The sequence below is a fragment of the Megalodesulfovibrio paquesii genome, from assembly GCF_054653055.1.
This window is the reverse complement of the sequence record NZ_BAAIGQ010000001.1, coordinates 40,241-52,516: the sequence shown is the minus strand read 5'-3', so window position 1 is coordinate 52,516 and position 12,276 is coordinate 40,241. Positions and strand designations below refer to the sequence as shown.

Here is a 12,276-nt window from a genome sequence, read left to right as displayed (position 1 = left end):
ACTCGGGCAGGTTCCTTGGCCAAGGCACCCTACGTCCGCACAGCCAGGAAGTACAGTCCCGGTTTTTTCTGACCACCAGCCTCCGGCGCCACCCCCGTCGGCGGCGCCGGAGAAGGCGGAACCCCCTACAGCGTAATGACCTGTTTGCCGACCATGCTGCCGGTGCGTTGGCGAAGGTGCGCGGCGCGCACGGTTTCGGCGCTCAGGCCCTGGTAGGCCTCGGCCAGCGTGGTCCGGATGCGGCCACTGTCCACCAACTCGGCCACAGTACTGAGGATCTGCCCCTGGCGTGCCATGTCCTCCGTATGGAACATGGAACGGGTGTACATGAATTCCCAGCAAATCCGGGCGCTTTTCTGCTTGAATACGGTGATGTCCAGGGGGGTGTCCGGATCATCGATCAGGCAGATGGCCCCCTGCGGTGCCAGCACGGCAGCCATGGCTTCCCAGTGCTCGGCAGCATGGGTGGTGCAATAGATGGCGTCCACGAGCTTTCGGCCCACGCCTTCCAGCCGGGCGGGCAACTCGGTTCGTCCGATGACGGCAGTGGCCCCGAGTTCCAGGCACCACGCTGCGGATTCCGGCCGACCCGCCGTGGCAATCACCTCCAGTCCGGCCCAGGCCGCCAGCTGGATGATCATTGAGCCGACTCCTCCGGCACCGCCCACCACCAGCAGTGAGCGCCCCTTGTTGGCATTTGGTGCCGCCTCGAATCCCAGCCTGTCGAAGAGTCCTTCCCAGGCCGTCAGGGTGGTCAGGGGCATGCCGGCGGCCTGGGCCGGGCTGAGGCTGGCCGGCGCCTTGCCCACCAGACGCTCGTCCACCAGCTGGTATTCGGCATTGCTGCCGTCCCGGGTCAGGTCGCCTGCGTAATAGACCGTCTGGCCGGGAAGGAACAGCGTCGCTTCCGATCCCACGGCCTGCACCACTCCATGAGCGTCCCACCCCAGAATGCGCTCCTGGCCGGGGGAAAGGCGGCTGAAGACCTTGGTATCCACGGGGTTGACGCCAATGGCGTTGATCTTCACCAACAAATCCCGCCCGTTGGGTGTGGGGTGCGGGCGTTCTTCCTCACGAAAGGCCTGGGGGGCCTCGGTCGGGTGGCCACCGGTGGCGATGATGGCTTTCATGCGTAACCTCCTGAGCAATTGAAATACTGCGAAGAGTGAATGGCAGGGACAGCTCCGGCGCTCGCGCGGGACTGCCCTGCAGGAGAGAGGGGGAGAGGGGTGATCTGCACGGTGTCCTCCTTGGAACGTGGCGAACAAGCGGCTTCGGTAATTCTCTGATAGGGGGTGTTGCAGGAAAATGGAAATTAATAGTATTGCATCATTCAATAAGATATCGTTATTAACTTTGTGTTTCATGTGGTTGAGTAAAACTGCCTGCCCCCATTTTCGGAGTTTCTGGAGAGGGTGCATCGCGGAGCCCAGAAGTGCCCCGGAGTGGAATCTCGTCGCTGGCGCAGAAGCCGGGCCAAATGACTGGACCCGCCACCAGAGCAGACATACACTGCCCGCATCTGGCGGCAAGAGTCTGCAGCCGGCCACCCCGACCGACCATTCCGCACGCGAGGAGGAGCCTGGGATGAACCCGATTTTACGCATTAACGAAAAGGACAATGTTGTCACCTGCCTGCGTCCCCTGGCCAAGGGGGAGCGTGTGGAGGTGGATGGCCTGGCAGTCACGGCTGCCGCGGACATTCCCGTCTTTCACAAGATGGCCATTGCGAACATTGCCCAGGGCGGGATCTGCTACAAGTACGGCGAGGGTATCGGCCTGGCCACTGCGGAGATCCACCCCGGCGACCATGTCCACGTTCATAACATCGAAAGCACCCGCGGTCGCGGCGACAAACGGCACTGAGGAAGGTGGCACGCATGAAGATCATGGGATTTCGCAGAGAAAACGGCCCGCACGGCATCCGCAACCACCAGCTGGTCATACCCACCTCGGTCTGTGCCGCAGCCACGGCAGAGCGCATCGCCGCCCTGGTGCCCGGCGCGGTCTCCATCCCCAATCAGCATGGCTGCTGCCAGATCAGTTCAGACCTGGCCCTGACCCAGAAGACCATCGTCGGTTTTGGAAAAAATGCCAATGTTGGCGCGGTGCTGGTGGTGGGACTGGGCTGTGACGGCATTCAGGCTGCCCAGGTGGCCGCGGAAGTGGCCGAAACCGGCAAGCCTGTGGAACATCTCGTCATCCAGGAATGCGGCGGCACCCTCAAAGCCATCGCCCGCGGTGCGGAACTGGCCTCGGTCATGGCCCGCACGCTTTCCACCCAGGTTCGCGAGGAGTTCGACATCAACGAGCTGATCATGGGCCTTGAATGCGGCGGCTCGGATCCCACCAGCGGCCTGGCCTCCAACCCGACCATCGGCTACGCTTCCACCAGGCTCGTGGATCTCGGCGGCAGCAGCATCCTGAGTGAGACCACGGAAGTCATCGGGGCGGAGCATCTTCTGGCTGCCCGCTTTGCCGATCCCGGGCAGCGGGAGAAGTTTCTGAAGCTGGTCAAGGCCGTGGAGGACCGGGCCATCGCCATGGGCGAGGATCTGCGCAGCGGCCAGCCCACGCCGGGCAACAAGGTGGGCGGGCTCTCCACCATTGAGGAAAAATCCCTCGGCTGCATGTACAAGGCCGGCACCAGTCCCTTTGTGGGCGCGCTGGACTATGCCGAGGCCGTGGGCCCGGCGCACGGCCTCTACTTCATGGACACGCCCGGCCAGGATATCGACTCCATCACCGGCATGGTCGCCGGCGGGGCGCAGCTGGTCATCTTCTCCACCGGCCGCGGTACGCCCACGGGCTGCCCCATCGCACCGGTTATCAAAATAACCGGCAATCCCGCCACGTTCGAGAAAATGTCCGACAACATCGACCTCAACGCCGGCCGGATCATCGCCGAGGGCGCCACCGTGCCCCAACTGGGCGAGGAATTGTTCGAGATGATGGTCAGGGTCTGCAATGGCGAGCTGCCCAAGGCCGAGAGCCTGGGGCACCGTGAATTCGGCATCTACAAAATTGCCGGGACGTTCTAGCCGTCGGAACAGGCGAGGACATGGCACCAGGGGCGAGTTGCCAACGCGCACTCGCTCCTGGTCGGGAATACGGAACCGCAGGCTCCGTGAGTCATCCGGACTCCACGTATTTCGGATGATGATCTTCCAAGAAATCTGCTGAGATATTCATCACCTTATTTCGTGGACATCACACAGGGGAGCTGCAGGCACCGCGTCTGCGTTTGGCAGATCCTCGTCCCAGCTTTTGCCGAGTCGGAGTTCCCGTGCCCCCAGGGTCTGAATGAGGGCGCGATCGTGCGTGGCGCAGATGATGGTGGCGCCCTGGCTCCGGCAGAGCGCCAGGGCGGCCACCATGGCCCGGGCGCTGGGGGCATCGACATTGGCCGTGGGCTCGTCCAGGAGCAACACCTTGGGGCGCAAAGCCAGACGCGAGGCCAGCGCCACCCGCTGGCGTTCCCCGCCGGAAAGCTCCTGCGGGCCTCGCCGCGCAAAATCCCAGGGATTCTGAAATCCCACGGCGCGCATGCACTGTTCGTACACCTGCTCCGCATCATGACGTTGGCGCCGCAGCCGCAGTCCGAGCACCACATTGTCGAACACGCGCATGCGCAGCAAATAGGGATCCTGCAGCAACAGCGTGGCCTCCTGCCGGCCATGGCTGCCCCCGGCGTATCGCAACTCGCCGGCTGCCGGTTGCTCCAGGAACGCCAGCAACCGCAGCAGGGTGGATTTGCCGGAACCATTGGGGCCGATCAACGCCACAATCTCGCCCTGTTCCACCAGGAAGTGCGGCAGATTCAGGACCTCGCGCCCGTCGTAGCGTTGCACGAGGTTCGTGCCTTCATAGAGGGCTGCGCTCATACCGCCCCCTTGTGGCGTACAAAGGCCAGGGCCAGGTTGGTCAGAAAAGCCATGAGCAGCAGCACCAGACCAAGGGCGATGCCCTGGGCAAAATCGCCCTTGCTCGTTTCCAGGGCAATGGCCGTGGTCATGGTGCGGGTGGCGTAGCGGATGTTGCCGCCCAGCATCATGGCCACGCCCACTTCGGTAATGACCCGTCCAAACGCGGTGATGCAGACCATGCCGATGGCGTAGCGGCATTCCCAGAGTGAGAGCGCGGCCAGCTGCCTGGCGTTGGCGCCGAGGGTGAGCAGGGTTTCCCGGCAGCGCGGGTCCAGGCTTTCCACGGCCTGGGCGGTCCAGGAGACGACGATGGGCAGGGCCAGAACGGCCTGCCCGATGGCCATGCCCGGCAAGGTGAACAACAGGCCAAACTGGCCCAGCGGACCGCGCGCCGTGATGAAGGCATAGACCAGCAGGCCGATGAGCACCGTGGGAAAGGCCAGGAGCGTATCAGACACCAGACGCAAGGCCCTCTTGCCGGGAAAGGTGCAGTATCCCAGGGCAAACCCCAGGGGCAGCCCGAGCACCAGGGCGGCGGTCATCGCATAGCATGTGGACAGCACCGTGGCGTAAATGGCCGACATGGTGGCATCATCCATCTGAATCAACAAAAAAAGGGCCTTTTGCAGGCCATTGATGAGATACTCCATGGGGACGTCCGAAGGCTGAAGGACACGGGACGGGAGCGGCCACGCAGCCACGGCTGGTCCGGGAGCGTCAGGCCCCGGACCAGCCGGCTCATAGTGGCAAAGAGTGTAGGCTACTTGTCTGCGTTGGGGAAGAAGAGCTGCTTGCCCTTCAGCGTATAATCGGCAATCTTCTGCTGCGTGGCCGGGGCAACCCACCAGTCCTCAAACTTCTTGGCCATCTCGGTCTTGACCTTGGGGCACTGGGCCGGGTTGACCGTCAGCACGCTGTACTGGTTAAAGAGGGCCTTGTCGCCTTCCACGAGAATGGTCAGGGGGTTCGTGTCGCCCATCTTGTCGGCAAAGGTGATCCAGGTGCCGCGGTCCGTAAGCGTGTAGGCTTGCTTCTCACCAGCCATGTTCAGCGTGGCGATCATGCCCTGGCCGGCGGAAAGGTAGTTGGGCTCCTTGTCCGGAGACAGGTTGGACTGACTCCACAATTTCTGTTCGGCCTTGTGCGTGCCGGACTGGTCGCCGCGGCTCACAAAGGAGGCCTTGGCGTCAAAAATCCCCTTCAAGGCCTCACTGGTGGATTTGCCCTTGACCTTGGCCGGATCCGCGGCGGGGCCAACGAGAACAAAGTCGTTGTACATGACCTGGCGGCGGTCAATGCCGTGTCCTTCCTTCACAAATTCCAGCTCCGCAGCCGGGGCGTGCACCAGCAGCACATCCACATCGCAGTTTTTGGCAATTTCCAGAGCCTTGCCGGTACCCACGGCCACCCACTTGAGTTCGATCCCGGTATCGGCCTTGAACATGGGCTCAAGGTATTCGAGCAATCCGGAATCCTGCGTGCTGGTGGTCGTGGCCATCATGAGAGGGTCGGCAGCCTGGGCAACAGACGCAATGGCCAGGGCACCCAGGATAAAAGCAGTCATCACAATGCGGGAGAGACGAATCATACGCACAACTCCTTCAAAGAAGAGGTTTTGCCCGGAGTGGATGCAAGGCATCCCCACGCAGATCAAGGAGAGGCAACTCGCAGGGGGGGCCTGCGTTCGGGAGAGACGCGGGGGACGTGCTATCAAACGCCCCGCGATCATATAAAATAAAACCGTGCTCGTGAAGCCGCTTGGATGATAAAAAACGCCGGCCTGTCTCCCGGAAGGAGAGGCAGGCCAGACAACTGGTGGCATGTTCACGAAATAAGGTGATAATAATCTCATCGGATTTTGAAAAGGATCCTCACCCGGACTGCGCGGATTTCAGCTGACTCACCGAGCCTGCAACTCCGGGGACCGCCTTGCAGGCGGCTAGGTGTGGCGTCCTGAGCACAGATGTATTTTGAGGGCGCAACACGAGACGCGGGGAAGTCGATCCCAGTGGGCGGCCGGTCTGTCCGGAGAGAGAGGGGGAGCGGGTCAGGGCAGGGTGAATCGATCCATGCTCATGCGGTCGAGATCCAACACAGCCATAGCCCCCTCGGGACCGCCAAAGCGGGGAGATTGCCCCAAGGCCACCCGCACGGCCTCGGCCAGCATGAGCCCGCAGGCCACGTCGATGGCCGGCATCAGACAGCCCTGGACCTCTTCGGCGCTGTGGCCCGCCTGACCGCCTGGTTGCGAAAACAGGCAGCCCAGGCCTTGCCGGCCCGGCAGCACCGTGGCCACCATCACCGTCCAGCCTGCCACCGCCCCGGCCACCAGCGGCACGCCGGCCGCCTGGGCCCCGCGCTCCGCGTCCGGGCGGCAGTCCATGCCCCCCAGGGCGTCCAGCGCCACCGTGGCACCGGCAAAAAACTGCGGGAAGTCCGCCGCGGCCAGCCTCGTTTCGATCAGTTCTGTTTCCACGGCAGGATTGACCGCAGCAGCCCTGGCCCTGGCGGCGGCAGCCTTGGGCAGGCCCAGGGTGGCCGTGGTGGCCAGTAGCTGACGGTTGCAGTTGGTCGGCTCGAAGATGTCGGGATCGGCAGCGCGAATGCAGCCGAAGCCCAGCCGGGCAAGCCCCTCCAGGAGCGGGCCGCCCAGCCCGCCCAGGCCGACAAGGCTGACCCTGGATTCAAGCAGGCGGATTTGCGCGGCGCAATCGAAGGTCTTGAAATTGCGCAGATAACGTTCTGGGATCACATCCTGGCGCAGGGCCGCGATGTGTGTCTGGCGCAGGCTCGCGCCAAGGCTGGCCGCCAGCGCCGCCGTCTTCGCATCGGGGAGCATCTGAACGGGCGTGCCGTCCGGCAGGGTGGCGGGGCAGGCATGCCGGGCAACAGGGGACGCCACGCTATCCTCCTGCGATGGCCGGGAAAATGCCGACCCGGTCGCCATCAGCAAGGACCTTGTCTGCCCGCGCCTGAATGCCATTGACAAAAATGGTCCGGGCGTCTTCGCGGACGATGCCCAGCTCATCCAGCAAGGTGCCGATGGTCAGATTTTCCCGGAAGGGAATCTCCTCCCCAGGCGGGGAATGGTGCGCCAGGGTGGCGAAACAGCGAACAGTGATGCTCATGCGCAGCTCTCCATGAAGGTTGTCTCCCAAAATTCTGTATGACATGTGTCAGAATGTCAATCAGACCAAACGAGGTAATATGATGTATGCCTAAGAATGCATACAATTTGATTATTGCAATGTTTCTCCCTGGGATGTAATTGATGAACTGTAGAAATATATATGTCTGATCAGGCATAGATCAGATACCATCCACATGTGGGACTGGAGGGAAGTCGCATCATGCAGATTGCTTCTACGCAACAGTCCCGAAACCATTTCGCATGACGAACATGCGATGCTGGGAGGATTCACATGAGCACTATCCTGCGCATTGATGTTAGCGCACCAGGCGGCCCCAAAGCCAGCACCGAACCCGTGGGCGTGTACGCGGGGCTGGGCGGCCGGGCCATGACCACCACCGTGGTGGTTAATGAAGTGCCTGCCGACTGCCACCCCCTGGGCCCCGAAAACAAGCTGGTCATCGCCCCCGGCCTCATGAGCGGCACGGCCGCCGCCATTTCCGGCCGTTTGTCCGTGGGCTGCAAAAGCCCGCTCACCGGCGGTATCAAGGAAGCCAACGCCGGGGGCTCCGCCGCCCAGGCCCTGGCCCGGCTGGGCTATGCGGCCGTGATCCTGGAAGGCGAGCGCCCGGCCGGGGACGACCTGTACAAGGTGGTCATTACCAGCGCCGGTGTCGAGATCGTCAAGGATAACAGCCTGCGCATGCTGCCCAACTATGATCTGGTGCAGCGCATGGTGGAAGCCCACGGCGAATCCATCGCCGTCATCTCCATCGGCACGGCTGGCGAAATGCGCATGGCCAACTCCTCCATTGCGGTCACCGATCCCGAACTGCGTCCCACCCGGCATGCCGGCCGCGGCGGCGTGGGTGCCGTGATGGGCTCCAAGGGCATCAAGTGCATTGTGGTGGAAATGGGCACGGCCAAGAACCGCGAGCCCGTCAACCCCGAAGCCTTCAAAGCCGCCAACAAGACCTTTGTGGCAGGTCTGCGTGGCCACGCCGTCACCGGACAGGGCCTGCCTACGTATGGCACCAACGTGCTGACCAATATCCTGTGCGAAGCCGGCGGGTACCCCACGTACAACTTCAAGGAAGGCCGCTTTGCCGAAGCCGGCAAGCTTTCCGGCGAAACCATGGCCGAGCTGGAAAAATCCCGCGGCGGCAATCCCACCCACGGCTGCCACCGCGGCTGCGTCATCCAGTGCTCCGGCATCTACGTGGACAAGGACGGCAACTACATCACCAAGCAGCCTGAGTACGAAACCGTGTGGGCTCATGGCGGCAACTGCGGCATCAGCGATCTGGACGTGGTGGCCCGCCTGGACTACCTGGACGACAACTACGGGTTCGACACCATCGAAATGGGCGTGACCATCGGCGTGGCCATGGAAGCGGGCGTCATCCCCTTTGGCGATGCCGAAGGGGCCATCCGTCTGGTGGAAGAAGCTGGCAAGGGCACGCCCCTGGGCCGCATTCTCGGAGCCGGCGCGGCGGTCACGGCCAAGTGCTTTGGCCTGGAGCGCGCACCGGTCGTCAAGAACCAGGCCATGCCGGCCTATGATCCCCGGGCGGTCAAGGGCATTGGCGTGACCTACGCCACCTCCACCCAGGGGGCGGACCATACCGCCGGGTATGCCGTGGCCACGAACATCCTCAACGTGGGTGGCTCGGTGGATCCCCTGAGCGCCGCCGGACAGGCCGAACTCTCCCGCAACCTGCAGATTGCCACAGCCGCGCTGGACGCCACCGGCTACTGCCTGTTCATCGCCTTCGCCATTCTGGATCAGCCGGAAACCTTCCAGGCCATGATTGATTCCATCAATGCCATGCACGGCCTGAACATGACCGCCGACGACGTGGTGGCCCTGGGCAAGGATATCCTGAAGAAGGAACGCGAGTTCAACGAAAAGGCCGGCCTGAACAAGGCGCATGACCGGCTGCCCCGGTACTTCATGCGCGAAAAGCTGCCGCCGCACAATGTCGTGTTCGACGTGTCCGACGAACAGCTGGACAGCGTGCTCAAGTTCTAACACGCTGTGTTAAAGGGTTTCTGGGGGGCGCCTCTCTGCGGAAAGGCGCTTCCCCAGCCCCCCCTCTTTTCCCAAGCTTTTGCCGTACGTTCAAAGTATTATCAGCGTATTTGGAAAGGGAGACCGCGAACGGGGGAGCCTTTGTAATAAGGAGGCCGCCTCTTCGCGAGCTGTCCGCCATGGCGCGGGGACAACACGCACGAAACCAGCACATGGGGCGCACCAGCGCCACCGTGTTTGGATATGCTTATGCAAGAAAGCACCACTGTTTTGCCGGTCCCGGAGAACGCCTGCCGTATCGATCTGGAACATCCCGAGGTCGCGTCCTTCAGCTGCATGCTGCAGTTGGGCGTGTATGTGCCCTGTCCTGGCCCGTGCTCGGTGCGCGACTTTCTGACCGGGCCCCTCGGCCTGGATGGAGAGTACGCGCGCGATCGGGTGCAGACCGTGTTCCGCGATGGCCTGGCCGTGGATGATCTGGATACCGCCATCGTCAAGCCGGGGACCCGTCTGGCCCTTTCCGCCGCCTTGCCCGGCCTTGTGGGAGCCACCATGCGCAAGGGCGGCGCACTCGCCGGCATGCGGGCCTCCATCACCTGCGCCAGTGAGCAGGTGGGCGGCACGCAGGCGCCGTTTTTGGTCAAGGTTTTGTTTTTCAATCAGATTGGCCCGGAAGTATGCGAGGCGTTGCTGGGCAGGGGAGTCTATGTGGCGCCCGAAACGCTCCGGCACTTCGTCTCCATGCAGCCGACCCGCTTCTGTCAGGCGCTCACTGCGCACGGGCAGCCTGCCGAACCGGTCCTCTCCGGGTTGGCGGGGCAGCAGGAACTGATTCTGCTGACGGTTGCCCCGGCCCCGCGCGGGTGAGGGTGCCTGTCTGGTCTGGGCCGGTCTGGGCTGGCCGGGGCTGACGTGCCCCTTATACGGGACGCACAAAGACAACCGCGCCCTGTTCCCGGCCCTCCATGTCGGCAGGAATGGTGATGACGCCATCGGCCGCAAGCAGCGTTTTCAGCAGGCCGGATTTGCCGAGTACCGGATGGGCCAGGGGTGGCAGGCCCGGCCGGGCCTCCAGCCGCACGCGGACATGATCCTCGCGCCCCTGTTTCGAGGCGATATTGCGGGCGAGTTCCGCCGGAAAGAGATCGCGCGGCGGATCGAAGGCCGTGAGGCTGCCGGCCAGATGGGCCACAAAGGGCAGGCCAAACACGAGCATGACGATTTGTGCCGCCGCCACCTGCCCTGGCAGGCCCAGGCACGGCGCGCCGTTGATCGAAGCCAGGATGGTCGGCTTGCCAGGGCTGATGGCCACGCCGTGGGCCAGGATCTCGCCACCCAGGCCTTTGATGGCCTCCACGGTCAGGTCCCTGGTGCCCACGGAACTGCCGCCGGAAATGAGCGTCAGGTCAAAGTCGGCCGTGGCCGCGCCCAGGGCGTTCCTGAGGCGGTCCAGATCGTCGGGAATGGGCGGAACAGCCGTGGCCGTGGCTCCTGCTGCACGCAGCATGGCCAGCAGGGCATGGGTGTTGACGTCGCGGATTTGCCCTGGTTTCGGGGTGGCGGCAGCCGGGACAAGCTCGTCGCCGGTGGAAAGGATGGCCACGCGGGGAACGCGCCGCACCGGCACCTGCACAATGCCCAGGGCAGCCAGCAGGCCGATTTCCTGGGGCCGCAGCCGGGTGCCGGCGGCCAGCAGGGGCTGTCCGGCCATGGCGTCTTCACCAGTCAGCATGACATTGTCGCCTGGCGCCACGGGCCGGCGAAACTCAATCACCCCCGCCCCAACGTCCGCCGTGTGCTCGATCATCACCACAGCGTCCGCTCCGGAGGGCAGATAGCCGCCGGTGACGATGCGGGCGCAGCAGCCCCTTGGCAACGGTTTTTCGGGCAGGATGCCGATGGGGATGTCCATGTCCAGGTCCAGATAGGCCGGCAACCCTTCGGAAGCGCCGAACACGTCAGTAGCCCGTACCGCGTAGCCATCCATGGAGGCCCTGTCGGCCAGAGGGAGCGTCTCGGCTGCGATGACCTCGGTGGCCAGAAACCGGCCGGCCGCGGCGTCGAGCCCGGCAGTTTCGTCTGGCAAGCAGGGAAAGCGACGCAGCAGGTCCGTGAACTCATTTCTGGAGACGGCGCGGAAAAACGTATCGTGCATGGTGATTGTCCTGGAGGCGGGATGTCCTGAAGCCCGCGCTGCGCCGGGATTCAGGAGGGTTGACGAGTTTGCGTACAGGCATGTTTGCCCTGTGTGTAAGCCAGGCTGCAGGGTGAACACAAGCCTGAAAATATCTTACGAATTTCCTCTGTTGGCAAATTGTGGGAAATCGGCCAAGAATGACGAACTGTTCCCATGGGCAGCAGCTCACGGGAGAAGCTTCGCCTGTCAACTGATGGAACACAACGCCAAGGAGTGAGCCTGCATGAAAGGTGTGCAGATTCTTGGATTCAAAAAGACTGGAAAAACAACTTTGTGCGATGCCTTGCTCTCCCGTATCCGGGACAAGGGCCTGGTACCTTGCGCCTTGAAATGCACGCACAACCCGGGCCTGGACAAGGAAGATACCGATACCGACCGCTTCTTAAAACACTGCCGGACAGTTGGCGCACTGGCTGGCGGGGAAAGCGCCGTGTTCTGGAACACCCCCCGCAGTCTGCCGGACATGCTGGCCTTGTTGTCCGGCGATGTGTTGGTGATGGAGGGAGGGCGCGAACACGCCCTGGCCCCCCGCGTGCTGGTGCTCAATGATCCGGACGATGCGGAAAAACTGAGCGATCCCGGCCTGGTGCTGGCCGTGTTCGGAGAGGTGGCCGTACCGGGCCTGCCGCATGTGCCTCACCTTACGGACGTGGAGGCCCTGCTTGACCTGGTGCTTGCAAAGGGGTTTGTCCTGCCGGGACTGGACTGCGGCGCCTGCGGCCGTGACGGCTGCGGCGGGCTGGCTGCGGACATTCTGGCTGGCCGGGCCAGCGGGGAGGACTGCGCGGCCCGGACCCAGACCATGACCGTCCGTGTGGGAGAGACCACCCTGGCCATGAATCCTTTTGTGGAGCGAATCCTCCGTTCGGGCATTCAAGGGATGCTCAGTGGGCTCAAGGGGTTTGGCCCGGGACCCATTGCAATACAAATCGACTGACTGGCTGATTGGAAATCCGGCTGGCTGGCAGGCCGGCTGACAACTCGACAGAAA

At 63.3% G+C, this 12,276-nt stretch carries 12 protein-coding genes; 5 read left to right on the top strand and 7 right to left on the bottom strand.

Annotated elements, in window-relative coordinates; genetic code table 11:
• Positions 1–125: 125 nt before the first annotated feature.
• A complete protein-coding gene (locus tag ACYQ00_RS00290; RefSeq protein WP_460030234.1) occupies positions 126–1,130 on the bottom strand; it encodes a zinc-binding alcohol dehydrogenase family protein in 1,005 nt (334 codons plus the stop codon).
• 457 nt (positions 1,131–1,587) lie between these two features.
• Here ACYQ00_RS00290 and ACYQ00_RS00285 point away from each other — a divergent pair, with 457 nt between their 5' ends.
• Both ACYQ00_RS00285 and ACYQ00_RS00280 read left to right on the top strand, forming a co-directional pair.
• Complete coding sequence (locus ACYQ00_RS00285; RefSeq protein WP_460030233.1) at positions 1,588–1,866, top strand: UxaA family hydrolase; 279 nt, start codon at positions 1,588–1,590, stop codon at positions 1,864–1,866.
• Between the two features lie 14 nt (positions 1,867–1,880).
• A complete protein-coding gene (locus ACYQ00_RS00280; RefSeq protein WP_460030232.1) occupies positions 1,881–3,041 on the top strand; it encodes a UxaA family hydrolase in 1,161 nt (386 codons plus the stop codon).
• Positions 3,042–3,191: 150 nt separating this feature from the next.
• Here the strand turns inward: ACYQ00_RS00280 and ACYQ00_RS00275 are convergent, their stop codons facing one another.
• The 5 genes from ACYQ00_RS00275 to ACYQ00_RS00255 all read right to left on the bottom strand — a co-directional run bounded on the left by ACYQ00_RS00275 (position 3,192) and on the right by ACYQ00_RS00255 (position 7,054).
• A complete protein-coding gene (locus ACYQ00_RS00275) occupies positions 3,192–3,884 on the bottom strand; it encodes an energy-coupling factor ABC transporter ATP-binding protein (protein WP_460030231.1) in 693 nt (230 codons plus the stop codon).
• Positions 3,881–4,576 (bottom strand): ABC transporter permease, encoded by a 696-nt coding sequence (locus ACYQ00_RS00270; protein WP_460030230.1) that lies wholly within the window; start codon positions 4,574–4,576, stop codon positions 3,881–3,883. Before ACYQ00_RS00270 ends, ACYQ00_RS00275 begins: the two co-directional genes overlap by 4 nt.
• Positions 4,577–4,686: 110 nt before the next feature.
• Positions 4,687–5,514, bottom strand: coding sequence for an ABC transporter substrate-binding protein (locus ACYQ00_RS00265; protein WP_460030229.1), 828 nt, complete (start codon positions 5,512–5,514; stop codon positions 4,687–4,689).
• 459 nt (positions 5,515–5,973) lie between these two features.
• The gene (locus ACYQ00_RS00260; RefSeq protein ID WP_460030228.1) at positions 5,974–6,828 is read right to left on the bottom strand and encodes a ThiF family adenylyltransferase; all 855 of its coding nucleotides are present in this window, start codon (positions 6,826–6,828) and stop codon (positions 5,974–5,976) included.
• Between the two features lies 1 nt (position 6,829).
• Positions 6,830–7,054 (bottom strand): MoaD/ThiS family protein, encoded by a 225-nt coding sequence (locus ACYQ00_RS00255; protein WP_460030227.1) that lies wholly within the window; start codon positions 7,052–7,054, stop codon positions 6,830–6,832.
• A gap of 294 nt (positions 7,055–7,348) precedes the next feature.
• Here ACYQ00_RS00255 and ACYQ00_RS00250 point away from each other — a divergent pair, with 294 nt between their 5' ends.
• Both ACYQ00_RS00250 and ACYQ00_RS00245 read left to right on the top strand, forming a co-directional pair.
• Positions 7,349–9,088, top strand: coding sequence for an aldehyde ferredoxin oxidoreductase C-terminal domain-containing protein (locus ACYQ00_RS00250; RefSeq protein WP_460030226.1), 1,740 nt, complete (start codon positions 7,349–7,351; stop codon positions 9,086–9,088).
• Between the two features lie 249 nt (positions 9,089–9,337).
• Entirely contained in the window at positions 9,338–9,955 is a 618-nt protein-coding gene (locus tag ACYQ00_RS00245) for a hypothetical protein (protein WP_460030225.1), read from the top strand.
• Between the two features lie 52 nt (positions 9,956–10,007).
• Here the strand turns inward: ACYQ00_RS00245 and ACYQ00_RS00240 are convergent, their stop codons facing one another.
• Positions 10,008–11,243 (bottom strand): molybdopterin molybdotransferase MoeA, encoded by a 1,236-nt coding sequence (locus tag ACYQ00_RS00240; RefSeq protein ID WP_460030224.1) that lies wholly within the window; start codon positions 11,241–11,243, stop codon positions 10,008–10,010.
• A 265-nt stretch (positions 11,244–11,508) separates the two neighbouring features.
• On the opposite strand from ACYQ00_RS00240, the gene ACYQ00_RS00235 reads away from it, so the two are divergent.
• Entirely contained in the window at positions 11,509–12,222 is a 714-nt protein-coding gene (locus ACYQ00_RS00235) for a molybdopterin-guanine dinucleotide biosynthesis protein MobB (protein ID WP_460030223.1), read from the top strand.
• Positions 12,223–12,276 lie beyond the last annotated feature (54 nt).

What these genes read in the sequence shown, in the direction of transcription:
- ACYQ00_RS00280 (WP_460030232.1), top strand. Translation starts at nt 1,881, where the DNA reads ATGAAGATCATGGGATTTCGCAGAGAAAACGGCCCGCACGGCATCCGC.
- ACYQ00_RS00235 (WP_460030223.1), top strand. Translation starts at nt 11,509, where the DNA reads ATGAAAGGTGTGCAGATTCTTGGATTCAAAAAGACTGGAAAAACAACT.
- ACYQ00_RS00285 (WP_460030233.1), top strand. Translation starts at nt 1,588, where the DNA reads ATGAACCCGATTTTACGCATTAACGAAAAGGACAATGTTGTCACCTGC.
- ACYQ00_RS00240 (WP_460030224.1), bottom strand. Translation starts at nt 11,243, where the DNA reads ATGCACGATACGTTTTTCCGCGCCGTCTCCAGAAATGAGTTCACGGAC.
- ACYQ00_RS00245 (WP_460030225.1), top strand. Translation starts at nt 9,338, where the DNA reads ATGCAAGAAAGCACCACTGTTTTGCCGGTCCCGGAGAACGCCTGCCGT.
- ACYQ00_RS00255 (WP_460030227.1), bottom strand. Translation starts at nt 7,054, where the DNA reads ATGAGCATCACTGTTCGCTGTTTCGCCACCCTGGCGCACCATTCCCCG.
- ACYQ00_RS00265 (WP_460030229.1), bottom strand. Translation starts at nt 5,514, where the DNA reads ATGATTCGTCTCTCCCGCATTGTGATGACTGCTTTTATCCTGGGTGCC.
- ACYQ00_RS00290 (WP_460030234.1), bottom strand. Translation starts at nt 1,130, where the DNA reads ATGAAAGCCATCATCGCCACCGGTGGCCACCCGACCGAGGCCCCCCAG.
- ACYQ00_RS00275 (WP_460030231.1), bottom strand. Translation starts at nt 3,884, where the DNA reads ATGAGCGCAGCCCTCTATGAAGGCACGAACCTCGTGCAACGCTACGAC.
- ACYQ00_RS00250 (WP_460030226.1), top strand. Translation starts at nt 7,349, where the DNA reads ATGAGCACTATCCTGCGCATTGATGTTAGCGCACCAGGCGGCCCCAAA.
- ACYQ00_RS00270 (WP_460030230.1), bottom strand. Translation starts at nt 4,576, where the DNA reads ATGGAGTATCTCATCAATGGCCTGCAAAAGGCCCTTTTTTTGTTGATT.